Here is a 16,753-nt window from a genome sequence, read left to right as displayed (position 1 = left end):
GCAATGCGAAATAGCGTCAACGAATCCGCCTCAACACGCCGAGCCGGTCAGGCGCGCGGAAGGTTGATCGACTCGGTTTTCAGGAAGTCGGGGCATCCGAGGCACCCGGACACCGCGACTTCAAGAAAGGCGAGTTGATCGAGCCGGCTAGCGCGTGGCCGGCTGGAGGCTCCAGGCGATGCCGTCGAGGATGTCGTGCTCGGACGCGACCACCGACGGCATCCCGGCCCGCTCCATGATCACTCGAAGCACCAGCGCGCCCGCGCCGATCACGTCGGCCCGGCCCGGGTGCATCACCGGGTTCGCCAACCGCTGCTCGCGGGTCTGACCCAGCAGCTCAGCGGTCACCCGGGCGACCTCCTCGTACGACACCCGGGCGTGGTGGATGCGCTCCGGGTCGTACTCCCGCAGGCCCTGCGCGAGCGCGACCACAGTGGTGACCGACCCGGCGAGGCCGACCAGGGTGGCCGCCTCACGACCGGGCACCACGGCGAGCGCCCGGTCCACCACCGCCGCGATGTCGGCCTGCGCGGCCGCGACCTGCTCGGGCGTCGGCGGGTCACCGGGCAGGTGCCGCTCGGTCATCCGGACACAGCCGATGTCCACCGAGATCGCCGACCGCACCCCGGCGGCCCGGTCACCCACCACGAACTCGGTGGAACCACCACCGATGTCGACGACCAGGACCGGCTCCTTCGCGTCGGCGGGCAGCCCGCGCACGGCGCCGGTGAACGACAGCCGGGCCTCCTCGTCCCCGCTGACCACCTCGGGCTCGACACCGAGGGTGGCCCGCACCATCGCGGTGAAGTCGGCGGCGTTCGCGGCATCGCGGGAGGCCGAGGTGGCGCACATGCGCACCCGCTGGGCACCCAGCTTCTCGATGTCGGCGGCGTACGACGCCAACGCCACCCGGGTCCGCTCGATCGCCTCCGGCGCCAGTCGGCCGGTGCGGTCCACGCCCTGCCCCAGCCGGACGATCTCCATCCGCCGGGTCAGGTCGACAAGCGGCGCCTGCGGCCCGGCCGAGGCCTCGGGCAGGTCGGCGACCAGCAGTCGGATCGAGTTGGTCCCGCAGTCGATGGCCGCCACACGCGTCGTCACGGCAGCAACCTTACGGCAGGACCGGCGGTCACCCGCCGGCTTGGCCGGCCGTGGGCCACGACTCGCGGGGGTCGCCCGACGGGCCCCGCAACAACTCCGCCCCGAGCGCGGTCAGGTGATGTCGAACGGACCCGCCCTCCCGCGCGCTGGCCACCAGACCGGCCGCCCGCAGCGCACAGGCGTGCTCCGAGGCCGAGGAGAGACTGATCCCGACCGCCTGGGACAACACGGTGGTGGTCAACCCGCCGCCGGCCGCCAGCCGGCGCAGCACCAGCGCCCGGGTGACGCCGAGCAGCCGACCGAGCGAATCGTGGTCGGTGCAGGCCCCGAGCGTGGGCATGACCACCGGATAGACGAGTAGGACCGGGTGACCCTGCTCGACCAGCACCCGGGGGCGTGGCCCGGCCAGCGGGGAGGGCAGCAGGATCATCCCGTGGCCGGTGCCGGGAAGGTCACCGTCCCACCACGTGCGCACCTCCAGCACCGGCTCCCGCCACCGGATCCCCGGGTGCAGACCGGCGAAGAGGCTGGCCAGACCATGCTGCGCCAACCGCTGACTGGCAGCCGCCACCTGCTGGTGGTACGCGGACGTCAGCTCCGCCCAGTGCGGTTCGAGCACCGCGCCGAACCAGGTCCGCACGGCCCCGCCGAACAGGTCCAGCACCTCCGGGTCGGCCGCCGCGAACCGCCGCCGCAGCGGGCTCACCGACGTGTCCGCGTACGCCATGGTGACCTCGGCGCGGACCCGCCGGGCCGGGGTGGCCCGGATCGCCTCCAGACCGGCCTCCACCGACTCCAGACCGTCGAAGGGTGTGACGAAGTCCGGCAGCCGCCCCCGATCGGGCAGCAGGTGCCGCAGGATCGCGGTGGCAGCCTGGGCGGCAGCCGTGCCCTCGGCCGCCGCCGCCCGCTCGGCCAGCGTCGGCGCCAGCGCCGCGACCGTGGGATCGCGCAGCCACTGACCGGCCAGCAGCGCGGTCCCGACCGGATGCAGCCGGTCGGCGAACCGCACCCGGCACAGGTCGGCCGGCCCGAGCTGGAGGCGAAGCATGACAACAGCCTGCCCGCCTTCGGCCAGGACCGAAAGGGTTGTTTACCGGCCGGAGGATCTCCAGTGTGGACGGCGGGGTCGACGGGGGGTGACCGGCGTGCGGCGATCGGTGGCAGTGTTGACGGGGCTTTGCCTCATGGTCGTGGCCGCAGCTTGTAGTGAGCGGGGGCAACCCTCGTCGACCCCGCCAGCCGCGCCGTCCGCGTCGAGCGAACGACCGGCGGCCGGCGACCACCAGCTCACCCTGAAACACAACGGGCTCGACCGTACCTATCTGCTGCACGCGCCGGCGGGGTACGACCCGACCCGGTCATCCGCACTGGTCATCGCGCTGCACTTCTATCCCGGCACCGGCTCCGCGATGCGGGAGCCGCGATCGGGGTGGTCAGTGGTGGTTACAGCGGCGAGTTGACCACGGCCGACAGCTACGTGCCGAAGAGCCCGGTCTCCGTGATCACCTTCATCGGCGGTCAGGACCGGTACGCCTCGACCTTCGAGACCGGGATGCGGACCTGGCAGCAGCGGCTCAACTGCCGGCCCAGCCCGAAGGCATCCGGGGTGCGGGGTGTGACGCACACGGTGGCGGGCTGCGCGGACGGCAGCGAGGTCAGCGTCTACACCCTCGCCGACATGGGTCACAGTTGGCCGGGCGCGACAGCAGGCCAACTCGCCGCGACCTCCGCCGGGCTGTCCGCCACCGACCTGATGTGGGACTTCTTCGCCGCCCACCCCCGCAAGGGCTGATCACAGGCGCAGCAGCATCCGGGTGTTGCCCAGCGTGTTCGGCTTGACCCGCTCCAGGTCCAGGAACTCCGCGACGCCCTCGTCGTACGACCGCAGCAGCTGCTCGTAGACCGGCTGCGGCACCGGCGCGCCGTCGATCTCACGGAAGCCGAACGACGCGAAGAACCGGGTCTCGAAGGTGAGCACGAAGATGCGGGCCACGCCCAACTCCCGGGCCGCGTCGATCAGCTCACCGACCAGCCGGTGACCGATCCGCCGGCCCCGGCAGGACGGGTCCACCGCCACCGTGCGGATCTCCGCCAGGTCCTCCCACATGACGTGCAGCGCGCCGCAGCCGACCACGGCGTCGTCCCCGGCCCGGACCGCGACCCGGAACTCCTGCACGTCCTCGAAGAGGGTGACGGTGGCCTTGCTCAGCAGCCGCCGGTCGTCGGTGTAGGTGTCGACGAGTCGCCGGATGCCCCGCACGTCCCCGGTGCGCGCCCGCCGTACGGTGATCTGATCCGCGGTCGGCGCGCTCATTCGCCCGCCGGCACGTCCACGCACGGCCCCGTCGACCACCAGGGCTCGACCAGCTCCAACGTCTCGTCGCCGAACGGGTTCACCCCGGGGCCGGCGCCCAGCGCGTGGCCCAGGTGCACGTGCAGGCACTTCACCCGGCCCGGCATCCCGCCGGCCGAGATGCCGGCGATCTCCGGCACCTCGCCGATCGCCTCCCGGCGGGTGAGGTAGTCCTCGTGCGCCGCACGGTAGTGGGCCGCCAACTCCGGGTCCGTCGTCAGCCGGTCCGCCATCTCCTTCATCAGCCCCGCCGACTCCAGTCGGCTGCACGCCGCGGTGGCCCGGGGGCAGGTCAGGTAGTAGAGGGTCGGGAACGGGGTGCCGTCGGCGAGGCGGGGGGTCGTCTCCACCACGTCCGGCAGGCCGCACGGGCACCGGTGGGCGACCGCCCGGGTGCCGCGGGGCGTCCGGCCCAGCTGCGCGGCCACCGCGGCCAGGTCGGCCTCGGTGGCCGGCTCACGCTGCGGCAGGGGTACGGAATCCGCCGCCGGCTCCGACGGTGGTACGACAGTCACGGTGCCATCTCTCCTGGTGCGGTGCGGTGCGGTGGTCGGTGGCTCACTTGCCCGGCTGCTGGCTGTCCGCCGCCTGCACGCTCGACCAGAGCGTGTCGTACCAGGTCACCGGCCCGGCCGGGGCGGCCGAGCCGGCCGGCTTCCCGGCGTCCCGGGCGGCACCCTCCGGGTCGTGCAGCACCACCATCATCTTCTCGCCCGGCTCGCCCATGAAGAACCGCTCCCGGGCCTGCGTCTTGATGAACTCGTCGTCTTTCCAGTTGGCCGCCTCGGCGGCGAGCTTGGCGATCTCCGCCTCCTGCGCCGCCTGGGCGGCCTCCATCCGCTCGATGTCGGCCTGCTGGTCCAGGTAGACGCGGACCGGGTAGGTGTAGGCCAGGGCGAGCGCGATCAGGACCGCGAACAGCACGGTGGCCCGGCCGGTGAAGCGACGGGGGTGAGGTGCGGCGAGCCGCTTGACGGCACCACCGGCGGCGGTACGCCGAGCGGCGGCCGGACGATTCGCGGAGCGCACACCCTCGGCGCCCCGGGCAGCACCCGGCGCCCGACCGGCGGCACGCGGCTCGGCGCGTACGCCGGCCTCCCGGACCGACCCCCGCGTGGCGCGACCACCGCCCGGCCGACCGGACTGACCCGGCCGGCGGGCGGGACGCTGACCACCCGGTGTGCGGCGCTGCTGCATCGTCACACCCCTCCCCCGAGGCTTCGTGCGTCTCAGGCCGAACGGTAGCGCGGGAACGCGCCGGCGCCGGCGTAGCGCGCCGCGTCGGCCAGCTCCTCCTCGATCCGGAGCAGCTGGTTGTACTTGGCGACCCGGTCCGAACGGGCCGGCGCACCGGTCTTGATCTGGCCGCAGCCGGTGGCCACCGCCAGGTCGGCGATGGTGGTGTCCTCGGTCTCGCCGGAGCGGTGGCTCATCATGCACTTGAAGCCGGCCCGGTGGGCCAGGTCCACCGCGTCCAGGGTCTCGGTCAGCGAACCGATCTGGTTGACCTTGACGAGGACCGCGTTCGCCGCCTTCTCCGCGATGCCGCGGGCGATGCGCTGCGGGTTGGTCACGAACAGGTCGTCACCGACGATCTGCACCCGGTCACCGATCGAGGCGGTCAGCGTCTGCCAACCGCTCCAGTCGTCCTCGGCCAGCGGGTCCTCGATCGACACGATCGGGTACTCGTCGGCCAGCTTCGTGTAGTAGGTGCTCATCTCCTCGGCGGACTTCGCGGCGCCCTCGAAGGTGTAGGTGCCGTTGTCGAAGAACTCCGTGGCCGCCACGTCGAGCGCGAACACGATGTCGGTGCCGAGCCGGTAACCGGCCTTCTCGACCGCCTCGGCGATCAGGTCCAGGGCCGCCGCGTTCGTCGGCAGATTCGGCGCGAAGCCACCCTCGTCGCCGAGCCCGGTGGAGAGGCCCTTCTTCTTCAGCACCGACTTCAGCGCGTGGTAGACCTCCGCGCCCGAGCGCAGCGCCTCCCGGAAGGTGGGCGCGCCGATCGGCGCGATCATGAACTCCTGGATGTCGACGTTCGAGTCGGCGTGCGCGCCACCGTTGAGGATGTTCATCATCGGCACGGGCAGGAGGTGCGCGTTCGGGCCGCCCAGGTAGCGGAAGAGGCTCAGCTCGGCGCTGCCGGCAGCGGCCTTCGCCACCGCCAGGGAGACCCCCAGGATGGCGTTCGCGCCCAGCTCCGACTTGCTGTCGGTGCCGTCGATGTCGAGCATCTTCTGGTCGATCAGCCGCTGCTCGCTGGCCTCGTACCCGATGATCTGGTCGACGATCTTGTCTTCGACGTTGGAGACCGCCTTCTCCACGCCCTTGCCCTGGTAGCGGTCGGCGTCACCGTCGCGCAGCTCGATCGCCTCGAAGGCGCCGGTGGAGGCGCCGGAGGGCACGGCGGCGCGGGCTACCGTGCCGTCGTCCAGACCGACCTCGACCTCGACCGTCGGGTTGCCCCGCGAGTCGAGAATCTCCCGGGCGACGATTCCCTCGATGGTTGCCACTAAGTCGCTCCTCGTTGTTGTTATCCGGTCCGTGGGTGGGCCGCGACGGTGCGGCTGAGGCAGGTGTTGAACGCAGCGTATCGGGCGGCGCGAACGGGCACGGCGTCGCCCGCGCACCCGGGTCACCCCGCGTTGACGGACATTCCCGGATTTCCGGGCGTCAACCGGCAACGGGTTTGCGCTGCGCGGACCAAATCCACCAGGCTGGTCGCCATGCCCGCCGCCTCGACCACCCTCCGCATGCTCGCCGTGTCGGTCATCGCGTCGCTCACGGTCACCGGCTGTCAGACATTCGAGGACGCCGGAGTCGCCATGGGCCGCTCGGAACTCGTCAACGATCTCGCCGCCCGGCTCGACCGGGCACTGGAGTTGACCTACTCGGCCACCTACCAGTTGCCCGGCGGCCAGCGCGCCGCGATCGTGCAGGCACAGGACCCGGCGCGATCCACGTACACCTACCCGGGCGGGCAACTCACCGTCACCCCGGACGCCATCACCCGGTGCACGACAACCGGCGCCCGCCCGGAGTGCACGCTGATCGCCCCGCCGACCCCGGGCAGCAAGCCCACCGTGACGCTGTTCGGTGAGGCCAACCGGCAGGGCCTCGTCACGCCGCCGGTGGTGGTCGGCCTGCTCACCGCCGCCGCGCTCGACCCGCAGGCGGTCATCAAGCAGAGCGACACCACAGTCGCCGGGCACCACGCCGCCTGCGTGGCGGTGGAGAGCTCGTCCGGCGACTTCACCGCCTGCGTGACCACCGAGGGCGTGCTCGGCAGCTTCACCGGGCCGGTCGACGGCAAGCCGGTGGAGCTGGCGTTGAGCGACTACTCCGCGACCGTCGACGAGGGCGCGTTCGAGCCACCCGCCGGTGCCGGCGTCGTCGACCGCCGCCCCGGCGGCTCCTGACCCGACCCGACGGGCCCGGCCCTTGTCCGCCGCGCTGGCCGCCGCCGTAGTCCTTCGAGATCGGCACCACCTGTGACCGGGAGCTGACCCAGGTTCAGTGGTTCGGCTTGGATGCGCTGCCGGCGGAACTGCTGGCCGCGTACTCCATCTCGCGCTGGATGATCGACGCGACGGTGAGCGCCAGGCGGCGCGGTGCGGTGCACAGCTTTCAAGATCCGCACAAGTTCGGGGATGTTGCTGCCTCCGGGGCGCTGGAAGCAGCAACATCCGAGAAGTTGTGCGGATCTTGAGGCGGGACGCGGTGACGGCGCGGGCGCCGGTGTTGCTCAGAGACCGAGCAGGGTGCGCAGGTGGCGCGGGGGCGGGCAGTCGTGGGCGAGCATCGCGTCGTGCCAGTCGCGGACCGACACCCCGTCCGGGCGGGCGGCGGCGATGTCGGCCACCTCGCTGTAGCCGACGAAGTAGGTGGACAGCTGGGTCGAGGTGAGTTGGGCGCGCCGCCACTTGCCGGCCGCCTCGCCCTCCTCCTGGAAGCCGCGCCCGGTCATCAACGCCATCGCCTCGGCCTCGGGCAGGTCCTCGGCGTGCACCAACTGGTCGAGCAACGCGTTGATGGTCATCCGTAGCTGCATCTTGAGCTGCTGCAACCGCACCGGCAGACCACCGAAGCCGAGACCCGTCATCACCTCCTCCGCGTAGACCGCCCAGCCCTCGATGAACGGGCCGGACTCGGCGAGCGCGCGGACCCGGGTGCCACCGACGTAGCGGCGTGCGTGGGCGAGTTGGAGGAAGTGCCCCGGCATCGCCTCGTGCACCGTCAGGTTGCGGATCATGTGGTCGTTGTATTCGCGGTAGAACGACTCGACCCGGTGCGCCGGCCAGTCCGACGGGGTGGGCGCGATGCAGTAGAAGGTCGGCACGGCGGCGGTCTCCAGCGGGCCGGGCGCGTCGCAGTACGCCACCGCGACGCCCCTGGCGAACTCCGGCATCTCCTGGATCACGCACCGGTCGTCGACCAGGGTGACCAGGTCGTGTGCGCGGACGAAGTCGGTGGCCTCGTCCAGTGTCACTGCGGCCAGCTCGACGATCGTCGCGTCGTCCGGGTGCTCGGCGGCGAGCAGGTCCAGCGCCCGCCGTACGGACTGGTCGTCGGCAGGCCCGCCGACCAGCTCGACGGCCGCCTCACGGATCTCGGCGGTGACCCGGTCCAGGTTGGCCCACGCGCGCCGTTGGATCTCGGCGGCGCCCAGCTCGGTGTCGAGGGTGTGCCAGAGCCGGGCCTCCCAGCGACGTCGGCCCAGTCGCGGGTCACGGCCGGGGCCGGCATCGGCGGCCAGGCCGGCCCGGAGCCAGGCGACGAACTCGTCCAGCGCGGCGATCGCGGCGGTGGCCGCCGGCTCGACCCGGTCGAGCTGGCTCGGCGCCTGGGCGAGCAGCGCCGGCAGCTCGTCGCGGATCAGCGCGGCCGTGCCGGTGAACTGCCCGACGGCCGTCTCCGCGTGGATCCGCGGCATGTCCCGCAGCGTCGCGCGGGCAGTGGCGAGGGCGTCCGGTACGGCGGCGAGCCGGCCGGCCAGTTGGGTCAGCCGCACCTCGGCGGGGGCGTACGGGCGGGCCAGCAGCGGGTGCAGCAGCGGGCCGGGGTTGTGCCGCAGCGGATCCCACTCGTGCGACCGGATCTCGGTCAGCTCGAACAGCTCCCGGTCCACGAATGAGGTGAGCAGCGCGTGGTCGACCTGTTCGTCGACGTCGAGGGAGTCCGGGTCCAGTTCGGACAGCGCGTTGGCCGCGTCGGAGAGCATCGCCCGGTCGGCGGTCAACCCGTCGGCGGACAGGTCCGGCAGCCGGTCGTCGAACCGGTGGTCCCCGGCGGCGGTGGCGACCCCCGGCCGCGACTCCAGCAACGCCTCGACGACCCGCTCAGCCAGCACCCCAAACGCTTCCACCCGCCCACCCTACCGACCGCCCCAGCGTGGTCGGCCGGTTCCGCCCCGTTCCGTCGATCATGAAGTTGTTGCCGTTCGCCCCGGCGTGTCGGGGCAACAACTTCGTGGTCAACGCGGGTCTGGTGGTGGGGGTTCGGCGGTCCGGATGGATTGGGCGTGGGCCAGGGTGGCGCGGCGGAGGGCGGCTTCGGGGTCCAGGCCCGCCTCGCGGGCCGCCGCGACCGTGGCCAGCAGGCTGGCTCCCAGCCTCGCTTCGGCGTCCGGTTGGGCGTCGGGCAGCGGCGGCGCAACCTCGATGCCCCGGCGGGCGGCACGGTCCAGGATCTGCGCCGCCAGGGCCAGCGCGGGCTGACTCAGGGCCACGCCGTCCAGCACCGAACTCCGCGCCTTCTCCGCGCGCTTGATCCGCTCCCAGTTCTCGGTGATCTCCTCCAGGGTGCCCACCTCGGCACCGGCGAAGACGTGCGGATTACGCCGGATCATCTTGTCGACCAGACCACCGGCCACGTCGTCGATGGACCACCGCTCATCCTCGGGCAACTCCTCGGCGAGCCGCGCGTGCAGCACCACCTGCAACAACACGTCGCCCAGCTCCTCGCGCAGCGCGTCGGTGTCGTCGGCGCTGATCGCGTCGTACGCCTCGTAGCTCTCCTCCAGCAGGTAACCGGCGAGGCTGCGGTGCGTCTGCGCCCGCTTCCACGGGTCGCCACCCGGCGAGGCCAGCCGGTCCAGCACGGCCACCGCGTCGAGCAGCCGGGCACCCGGCGGATCCCACGAGCCGTACATCAGCTCCATCTCGGCCAACCCCGGTTGCCGGGCCAGCCGCAGACCCAACTCCCGGGCCAGCGCCTCGTCACCCGTCGGACCGGCCAACCACACCACGGTGCCGTGCGCCGCCACCGCGTCCAGCAACGGCTGCGTGGCCGGGCCGTCCACCACAGTGACCTCGGCGCCCGCCTGACGCACGGCCGTGACCAGCTCACCGTCCGAGCCGGTCAACACCGGGTGCTGGCGTACGACGTCCCAGGCCGCGGAGGTCAACAGGCCGGCCGGCAGCCGGGGTGAGGTGACCAGCAGGACGATCCGTGCCGACATGCTCAGCTGGCCGTGCCCTGCTCCGGTGCGGGAGCCTCGTCGCCCGGCGCGCCGCTCGACGGCAGCGGCTCCGGGGTGGAGATGTCAGTGACCGGGCCGGCCTCGTTGATGTACGGCAGCGAGTAGAAGACCAGCGACTGGCCGGTGCTCACCACCGACGGCACGCCCACCGCCCGGTAGCGTGGGTTGATCGTGACGTCGACCCGGCGCGCCTCTTCCTCGAGCGCGGTGCTGAGGGCGGTGGCGCTGCGCACGAAGCCGCCGTCGCCGAAAGCCTGACGGACGTTGGCCACCGACATCCCGGCGTCGATCGCCCCGGTCTTGGTCAGGGCGTCGTAGACGGCCATCAGCGAATCGTCGCTCAGCTCGGCCGGCGGGAGCTGCTGGTTGAGCACCTGGAGCAGGTCGATCCAGTCACCCCAGAGCTTGGCGTACTCGGTGCTCGCCGGCACCCGCAGGTTCTGCTCAAGCTGCTGCGGGCTGACCTCGTCGGGCACCTGGATGTTCTTCGCCGCGGCCACCCGCTTGCCGAGGTCCAGGCTGACCAGCAGGTTGACCACGTCCTGACGGGTCACCGCCGCGCGCAACTGCTCCGGAGACGGCGTCGCCCCCGCCTGACCGGCCTCCCGCCGGACGGCGTCGCCGTACTTCGTCTGCGCGTCGTCGTAGATCGCGTCGACCCGGTCCACGGAATAGGCGGTGTCACCGACATAGGCGGCGATGTTCGGTGCGGACTTGCCGCAGGCAGCGAGGGAGAGGACACCCAGGGCCGCGACGCTGGCGGCGGCGATCACACGGCGAGCACGCATACCCGTCACTCTCTCATGCCCTCCCCCAGGCTGTGACGGCCCCCACCACACCGCGGACCCGCCTCAACCCGCCGCGACGGCGAGCGGTGCGGGAGCACCGAGCACATCGGAGAGCAGTTGCGCACACCACTGCAGCAGCGCCTGGTCCCGCAGCGGCTCGCCGCCGATCCGCCGGGTGGTCGGTCGGGGCACGCTGACCTGGTCGGTGGCCTGCTTGTAGACGGCATCCGGGTGGTAACGCTTGAGCCGCATCTGCTTCGAGTCCGGCAACGGCAACGGCCCGAAGCGGACGTGCTTGCCCTGCATGGACACGTCGGTCAGGCCGTAGCGGCGGGCCAACAGGCGGAACCGGGCCACCTCCACCAGGTTCTGCACCGGGGCCGGCGGCTCGCCGTACCGGTCGGTCATCTCGGCGATGACCTCGCCCAACCGCTCCTCGTCGCGCGCCTCGGCGAGCTTGCGGTACATCTCCAGGCGCAGCCGCTCCACGCTCACGTAGTCGTGCGGCAGGTGCGCGTCGACCGGCAGGTCGATCTTGACGTCGGTCTCCTCCTCCGGCCGCTCACCCTTGAACGCGGAGACCGCCTCGCCGACCATCCGCACGTACAGGTCGAAGCCGACACCCTCGATGTGGCCGGACTGCTCGCCACCGAGCAGGTTGCCGGCGCCCCGGATCTCCAGGTCCTTCATGGCCACGTACATGCCGGCGCCCAACTCGGTGTGCTGGGCGATGGTCGCCAACCGCTCGTGGGCGTGCTCGGTCAGCGGCTTCTCCGGCGGGTAGAGGAAGTACGCGTACGCCCGCTCCCGACCCCGGCCCACCCGGCCCCGGATCTGGTGCAGCTGGGCCAGCCCGAGCAGGTCGGCCCGCTCCACGATCAGGGTGTTGGCGTTCGGGATGTCGATGCCCGACTCGACGATCGTGGTGCAGACCAGGACGTCGAACTCCTTCTCCCAGAAGCCGACCATGACCTTCTCCAGGGCGTCCTCGGTCATCTGGCCGTGCGCCACCGCTACCCGCGCCTCGGGCACCAGCTCCCGCAGCCGCCGTGCCGCCCGGTCGATCGACTCGACCCGGTTGTGCAGGTAGAAGACCTGCCCGTCGCGGAGCAGCTCACGGTGGATGGACGCGGCCACCTGCCGGTCGTCCTGCGCGCCGACGAAGGTGAGCACCGGGTGCCGCTCCTCCGGTGGCGTGGCGATGGTGGACATCTCCCGGATGCCGGTGATCGCCATCTCCAGGGTGCGCGGGATCGGGGTGGCCGACATGCTCAGCACGTCGACCGACGCGCGCAGCGTCTTCAGGTGCTCCTTGTGCTCCACACCGAAGCGCTGCTCCTCGTCGACGATCACCAGACCCAGCTGCTTGAAGCGGGTGGCGGTCTGGAGCAGCCGGTGGGTGCCGATGACGATGTCGACGGTGCCGTCGGCGACCATCTCCAACGTCCGCTCGGTCTCCTTCGCCGTCTGGAACCGCGACAGCTGCCGGATCTGGACCGGGAACTGGCTCATCCGCTCGGCGAACGTGTTGTAGTGCTGCTGCACCAGCAGGGTGGTCGGCACCAGCACCGCCACCTGCTTACCGTCCTGCACCGCCTTGAACGCCGCCCGGACCGCGATCTCGGTCTTGCCGTAGCCGACGTCGCCGCAGATCAGCCGGTCCATCGGGACGGTCTGCTCCATGTCCCGCTTGACCTCCTCGATCGCGGCGAGCTGGTCCGGCGTCTCCTGCCACGGGAAGGCGTCCTCCAGCTCCCGCTGCCACGGCGTGTCCGGGCCGAACGAGTGACCCTTGGACGCCTTGCGGGCGGCGTAGAGCTGGATGAGCTGCGCGGCGATCTCCCGGACCGCCTTGCGGGCCCGGGCCTTGGACTTCTGCCAGTCCGAGCCGCCCATCTTGTGCAGGGTCGGCTGCTCACCGCCCACGTAACGGGAGAGCTGGTCGAGCTGGTCGGTGGGGACGAACAACCGGTCGCCGGGCTGGCCCCGCTTGCTGGCCGCGTACTCGATGACCAGGTATTCCCGGCTGGCGCCGTTGACGGTGCGCTGCACCAGCTCGACGTAGCGGCCGATGCCGTGCTGCTCGTGCACCACGAAGTCGCCGGCCTTGAGCTCAAGCGGGTCGATGGTGTTGCGCCGCCGGCTCGGCATCTTGCGCATGTCCCGCGTCGAGGTGCCCCGACCGCCCGTCACGTCATTGCCGGTGAGCAGCACGAAGCGGGACGCCTCGTCGACGAACCCGCTGCCCAGCGCGCCGCAGGTGACCACCAGCTCGCCGGGGACGGGCGCGGTCGGCACCTCCTGCACCAACCGGGCGCCCAGGCCGGCGTCGCGCAGCACCTCCACCGCCCGCTGGGCGGGGCCGTGCCCCTCGAAGACCAGCGCGATCGACCAGCCGTCGCCGGACCAACGCTTGAGGTCCTCGACGACCCGCGAGGTCTCACCGTGGTAGAGCGGTGCCGGCTGAGCGGAGAGGGTCACCGCGATGGCGTCGTCCGGGCTGACGGCGGCCTGCTCCGGCGCGTCCTCCCAGGGCTGCCGCGTCTCGGCCGTCTCGCCCTCCACCAGACCGAACGGGGACAGCGTCCACCACGGCTGGCCGAGCTTGCCGGCGGCGGCGCGTACCTCGCCGAGGGTGCGGAAGGCGGCGGCGCCGACGTCCACCGGGGCCTGGCCGCCGACCGCGGCGGCGGCCCAACTGGCCTGCAAGAACTCCTCCGAGGTACGCACCAGGTCGTGCGCCCTCGTGCGGATCCGCTCCGGGTCGCAGAGCAGGACGTGGGTGCCGGCCGGCATGGCGTCCAGCAGCAGCTCCAGCGAGTCGGGACCGACCAGCACCGGGGCCAGTGACTCCATCCCCTCCACCGGGATGCCCTCGGCCAGCTTGTCGAGGATCTCGGCCAACTCGGGGTGCTGCTCGGCGAGGACGGCGGCCCGGTCGCGCACCGCCGGGGTGAGCAGCAGCTCACGACACGGCGGCGCCCACAGCAGCGGGACCTGCTCGATGGTCCGCTGGTCGGCGACGGCGAAGGTGCGGATCTCCTCCACCTCGTCGCCCCAGAACTCGACCCGGGACGGGTGCTCGTCGGTGGGCGGGAAGACGTCCAGGATGCCGCCGCGGACCGCGAACTCGCCGCGCTTGGTGACCAGGTCGACCCGGGCGTACGCCATGTCGATCAACCGGCGGGCGACCTCTTCCAGGTCCGCCTCCTCGCCTGCGGCGAGCTGCACCGGCTCCAGGTCACCGAGCCCTTTGAGCTGGGGCTGGAGCAGTGAACGCACCGGGGCCACGACCACCCGCAGCGGCCCGGTCCGGCCGTGCGCGTCGGCCGACTCGGGGTGCGCGAGGCGGCGCAGCACGGCCAGCCGTCGACCCACGGTGTCCGAACGTGGCGAGAGCCGCTCGTGCGGCAGCGTCTCCCAGGAGGGGAAGACCACGACCTGTTCGGCCGGCAGCAGCCCGCCGAGCGCGGCGGCCAGGTCGTCGGCCTCTCGGGTGGTGGCGGTCACCGCGAGCACCGGGCGCCCAGCCCCGTCGTTGTCAGCGGCGACAGCCGCGACGGCGAACGGGCGCAGCGCCGCCGGAGCGGTGATGTCGAGGCCGTCTACCTGGGCGGCACCGGAGCGCGCCAGGTCACGCGCCCGGGCCAGCCCGGGGTCGGCCAGGGCGGCGGAAAACAGACCGGTGAGCAAGGGAATCCTTCCCGGGGAGTCGACGCACACACGACGGCGGCCCCTCGTCCAGTCGGACGGGGGGTGCACGACAACAAGCCTAGCCCCGTCGACCGACAGTCACCCCCTTCCGCCCAGGTCCACGCCGCCCCGCGCCCCGCGCCCCGCGCCCCGCGCCCCGCGCCCCGCGCTGAAGATCGTGCTCGAACCAGGATGTAGTGGCCTCAGCGACGCGCCGATGCCACTACATCCTGGATATTGCGAGATCTTGGGACCGCGCCGCCCGGCGCCACCAGCCCTCGCAGCGGATCTTGACCGGGTGGCGGCTGGCGTGGTCGGGTTTCGGGATGGGTGAGCAGTGGCGGGCACAGTTCGACGCGGAGGTGAGCTTCGCCAACGGCGGCGGGCTGCGTACCGAGGGGTTCCGGCTGGACATTCCCGGTCGGGAGATCAGCGACGACGACCTGGCGGCGTTGTTCGTCCGGCACCTCGGGCTACTGATGGTGGCCGAGGTTCGGATCAGCGCCAAGACGATCATCGAGGAACCGCACAAGGGCGGCCGGGGCGTGGCCGTCGATCAGCCGACGCCCGCCCGCCGGCTGGTCGAGCTGAGCCACGTGATCAGCGACGGGATGACCACCCTGCCGGGTTGGCCGGGCCCCCGGATCACCGACTGGTTGACCTTCGCCGCCTCCCGGGAGCGGTACGCCCCGGGCACCGAATTCCACGTGGCCCGAATCGACATGATCGCCAACACCGGCACGTACCTGGACACGCCCGCCCACCGCTGGGCCGGCCGGGACGAACTGACCGCCGTGTCGCTGGACCGTCTCGCCGACCTACCGGGGGTGGTGGTCCGGGTGCCGGCCGGCATCCGCGCGGTTGACCGGCTCATGCTGGCCCCGTACGAGGTGGCCGGTCGGGCGGTGTTGCTGCACACCGGGTGGGATGCGCACTTCGGCACCGAGCGGTACGGCGCGCCGGAGGCGCCGTACCTGACCGGGGACGCCGCCCAGGCGCTTGTCGAGGCTGGGGCGGCGCTGGTCGGCATCGACTCGATCAACATCGACGACATGAGCCCGGCGGCCGCCGGCGTACGCCCCGCGCACAGCGCGCTGCTCGCCGCCGGCATCCCGATCGTGGAGCACCTGACCGGCCTGGGCGCGTTGCCGCCGAGCGGGTTCCGGTTCACGGCGGCCCCGCCGATGGTGGCCGGCATGGGCACCTTCCCCGTTCGCGCCTTCGCCGTCGTCGCCGCTGGCATCTGAGGCCCGACACCAGCGACACCTGACCCACCACCGTCACCTCTGGGGAGGGAACGATGCCCGCCGATGGAATCGGCAGTGATCCGCGTCGCCGCACCACACCCGCCCGGTGGCGGGTGCTGGGGCACCCGGAGGGGCTGCTCGTCTACCAGGCGCGGTGCATCGTGGAGGACCACGGCTGGACGGAGTCCACCGTCGTGGACCAGCACAAGGTCATCCTGGGCCGCTCCGGGGCGTACCGGCGTCGGCTCAACGGTCGGGTCGAGCTCTCCGACGCCACCTCGGTGCTGCTCACCCGCCCCGGCGACGAACTCGCCGTGGCCCACCCGTTCGGCTGCGGTGACTCGTTCACCTGCCTGGAGATCGACCCGGTGGTGCTCGCGGCCCGCCCGGACGCGGAGGGTTGGCTGGACCGGGGTGGGTGGTCCGGATCCTCCGACGCGGCGCTGGACCTGGCGCACCGGCTTCTGGTGGCGGATTTCCGGCGCGGGCTGGACGGCTTCGAGATGGCCGAGCGGTTGCACCGGTTCCTGACCCACCTGCTGCGGCACAGTCCGCTCGGCGCGGACGAGGGGCTCGACCCGGCGGTCCGCCGTCGACCGGCGACGCTGGTCGCCCACCGGCGGTTGGCCGACCGGGCCCGGGAGGTGCTGGCCAACTCCGGTTTCACGCTCAGCCTGGACGAGGTCGCCCGGGAGGTGGGCAGCTCGCCGCACCACCTCAGCCGGGTCTTCCACCGGATGACCGGCAGCAGCCTGACCAGTTACCGGAACCGGCTGCGGGTACGGGCGGTGCTGGACACGCTCGCCGAGCCCGACGGTCGTCCGCTCGGTGCGTTGGCCACCGAGTACGGGTTCGCCGACCAGGCACACCTGACCCGGACGGTCCGGGAGCAGGTGGGCCATCCACCGGCCCGCCTGCGCCGGTTGCTCACCCCCACTGGCGAGACCCGGACCGGGTCGGGCTGACCCGTCGGCGGGTGCGGACACCGTCGAGGAGGCCCCTCCGCGGACCTGCGGCGTTCCTCGAGCACGCGCGACCGGGGGCGTCGGGCCTCCCCGAACAGGCCCGCGTGCCCCCGTCGCCAGGA

Annotated in this window: 16 protein-coding genes; 6 read left to right on the top strand and 10 right to left on the bottom strand. The window is 72.3% G+C overall.

What is annotated here, in order from left to right; translation table 11 throughout:
• Nucleotides 1–147: 147 nt before the first annotated feature.
• On the bottom strand, nucleotides 148–1,089 hold the full coding sequence (locus QCZ28_RS03835) for a Ppx/GppA phosphatase family protein (RefSeq protein WP_279515307.1): 942 nt from the start codon (nucleotides 1,087–1,089) through the stop codon (nucleotides 148–150).
• 40 nt (nucleotides 1,090–1,129) lie between these two features.
• Nucleotides 1,130–2,152, bottom strand: coding sequence for a helix-turn-helix transcriptional regulator (locus tag QCZ28_RS03830; protein ID WP_279515218.1), 1,023 nt, complete (start codon nucleotides 2,150–2,152; stop codon nucleotides 1,130–1,132).
• Between the two features lie 142 nt (nucleotides 2,153–2,294).
• On the opposite strand from QCZ28_RS03830, the gene QCZ28_RS03825 reads away from it, so the two are divergent.
• The gene (locus tag QCZ28_RS03825) at nucleotides 2,295–2,564 is read left to right on the top strand and encodes a hypothetical protein (protein ID WP_279515217.1); all 270 of its coding nucleotides are present in this window, start codon (nucleotides 2,295–2,297) and stop codon (nucleotides 2,562–2,564) included.
• Complete coding sequence (locus QCZ28_RS03820) at nucleotides 2,561–2,896, top strand: hypothetical protein (protein ID WP_279515216.1); 336 nt, start codon at nucleotides 2,561–2,563, stop codon at nucleotides 2,894–2,896. Before QCZ28_RS03825 ends, QCZ28_RS03820 begins: the two co-directional genes overlap by 4 nt.
• Here QCZ28_RS03820 and QCZ28_RS03815 read toward each other — a convergent pair whose 3' ends face one another.
• From QCZ28_RS03815 to eno, 4 genes are read right to left on the bottom strand one after another with little or no spacing between them, the layout of a single operon-like run.
• Nucleotides 2,897–3,418, bottom strand: coding sequence for an amino-acid N-acetyltransferase (locus QCZ28_RS03815; protein ID WP_279515215.1), 522 nt, complete (start codon nucleotides 3,416–3,418; stop codon nucleotides 2,897–2,899).
• Nucleotides 3,415–3,972, bottom strand: a complete 558-nt coding sequence (locus tag QCZ28_RS03810; protein WP_124774478.1) for a DUF501 domain-containing protein — start codon at nucleotides 3,970–3,972, stop codon at nucleotides 3,415–3,417. The genes QCZ28_RS03815 and QCZ28_RS03810 overlap by 4 nt, the downstream gene beginning before the upstream one ends.
• Nucleotides 3,973–4,015: 43 nt before the next feature.
• Entirely contained in the window at nucleotides 4,016–4,654 is a 639-nt protein-coding gene (locus QCZ28_RS03805; protein ID WP_279515214.1) for a septum formation initiator family protein, read from the bottom strand.
• A gap of 32 nt (nucleotides 4,655–4,686) precedes the next feature.
• On the bottom strand, nucleotides 4,687–5,970 hold the full coding sequence (gene eno / locus QCZ28_RS03800) for a phosphopyruvate hydratase (protein ID WP_030328795.1): 1,284 nt from the start codon (nucleotides 5,968–5,970) through the stop codon (nucleotides 4,687–4,689).
• 213 nt (nucleotides 5,971–6,183) lie between these two features.
• Between eno and QCZ28_RS03795 the strand changes: the two genes are divergently transcribed.
• Together QCZ28_RS03795 and QCZ28_RS03790 are read left to right on the top strand one after the other, a co-directional pair.
• Complete coding sequence (locus QCZ28_RS03795) at nucleotides 6,184–6,876, top strand: hypothetical protein (protein WP_279515213.1); 693 nt, start codon at nucleotides 6,184–6,186, stop codon at nucleotides 6,874–6,876.
• A gap of 107 nt (nucleotides 6,877–6,983) precedes the next feature.
• Nucleotides 6,984–7,166, top strand: a complete 183-nt coding sequence (locus QCZ28_RS03790; RefSeq protein WP_279515212.1) for a hypothetical protein — start codon at nucleotides 6,984–6,986, stop codon at nucleotides 7,164–7,166.
• Nucleotides 7,167–7,202: 36 nt separating this feature from the next.
• Here QCZ28_RS03790 and QCZ28_RS03785 read toward each other — a convergent pair whose 3' ends face one another.
• The 4 genes from QCZ28_RS03785 to mfd form a co-directional block, all read right to left on the bottom strand.
• Nucleotides 7,203–8,822 carry a DUF885 domain-containing protein gene (locus QCZ28_RS03785; protein ID WP_279515211.1) on the bottom strand — a complete coding sequence of 540 codons (1,620 nt, stop codon included), beginning with the start codon at nucleotides 8,820–8,822 and terminating at the stop codon, nucleotides 7,203–7,205.
• Nucleotides 8,823–8,930: 108 nt separating this feature from the next.
• Nucleotides 8,931–9,917: a nucleoside triphosphate pyrophosphohydrolase gene (locus QCZ28_RS03780; RefSeq protein WP_279515210.1), complete on the bottom strand. Its 987-nt coding sequence runs from the start codon at nucleotides 9,915–9,917 to the stop codon at nucleotides 8,931–8,933.
• A 2-nt stretch (nucleotides 9,918–9,919) separates the two neighbouring features.
• The gene (locus QCZ28_RS03775; RefSeq protein WP_279515209.1) at nucleotides 9,920–10,726 is read right to left on the bottom strand and encodes a hypothetical protein; all 807 of its coding nucleotides are present in this window, start codon (nucleotides 10,724–10,726) and stop codon (nucleotides 9,920–9,922) included.
• A gap of 63 nt (nucleotides 10,727–10,789) precedes the next feature.
• Entirely contained in the window at nucleotides 10,790–14,419 is a 3,630-nt protein-coding gene (gene mfd, locus QCZ28_RS03770; RefSeq protein ID WP_279515208.1) for a transcription-repair coupling factor, read from the bottom strand.
• A 326-nt stretch (nucleotides 14,420–14,745) separates the two neighbouring features.
• On the opposite strand from mfd, the gene QCZ28_RS03765 reads away from it, so the two are divergent.
• Together QCZ28_RS03765 and QCZ28_RS03760 are read left to right on the top strand one after the other, a co-directional pair.
• A complete protein-coding gene (locus QCZ28_RS03765) occupies nucleotides 14,746–15,666 on the top strand; it encodes a cyclase family protein (RefSeq protein WP_279515207.1) in 921 nt (306 codons plus the stop codon).
• Between the two features lie 53 nt (nucleotides 15,667–15,719).
• Nucleotides 15,720–16,631 carry an AraC family transcriptional regulator gene (locus QCZ28_RS03760; protein WP_279515206.1) on the top strand — a complete coding sequence of 304 codons (912 nt, stop codon included), beginning with the start codon at nucleotides 15,720–15,722 and terminating at the stop codon, nucleotides 16,629–16,631.
• Nucleotides 16,632–16,753: the final 122 nt, after the last annotated feature.

It is taken from the genome of Micromonospora sp. DH14 (assembly GCF_029809455.1).
Taxonomy (GTDB): Bacteria; Actinomycetota; Actinomycetes; order Mycobacteriales; family Micromonosporaceae; genus Micromonospora; species Micromonospora parva.
Note: the sequence above shows the minus strand (reverse complement) of the source record. Positions and strands in the feature narration are given on the sequence as shown.

Excerpts from the sequence above, each read along its gene's own strand:
- QCZ28_RS03830 (WP_279515218.1), bottom strand. The coding sequence starts at position 2,152 with ATGCTTCGCCTCCAGCTCGGGCCGGCCGACCTGTGCCGGGTGCGGTTC.
- QCZ28_RS03815 (WP_279515215.1), bottom strand. The coding sequence starts at position 3,418 with ATGAGCGCGCCGACCGCGGATCAGATCACCGTACGGCGGGCGCGCACC.
- QCZ28_RS03805 (WP_279515214.1), bottom strand. The coding sequence starts at position 4,654 with ATGCAGCAGCGCCGCACACCGGGTGGTCAGCGTCCCGCCCGCCGGCCG.
- QCZ28_RS03795 (WP_279515213.1), top strand. The coding sequence starts at position 6,184 with ATGCCCGCCGCCTCGACCACCCTCCGCATGCTCGCCGTGTCGGTCATC.
- QCZ28_RS03780 (WP_279515210.1), bottom strand. The coding sequence starts at position 9,917 with ATGTCGGCACGGATCGTCCTGCTGGTCACCTCACCCCGGCTGCCGGCC.
- QCZ28_RS03775 (WP_279515209.1), bottom strand. The coding sequence starts at position 10,726 with ATGCGTGCTCGCCGTGTGATCGCCGCCGCCAGCGTCGCGGCCCTGGGT.
- QCZ28_RS03765 (WP_279515207.1), top strand. The coding sequence starts at position 14,746 with ATGGGTGAGCAGTGGCGGGCACAGTTCGACGCGGAGGTGAGCTTCGCC.
- QCZ28_RS03760 (WP_279515206.1), top strand. The coding sequence starts at position 15,720 with ATGCCCGCCGATGGAATCGGCAGTGATCCGCGTCGCCGCACCACACCC.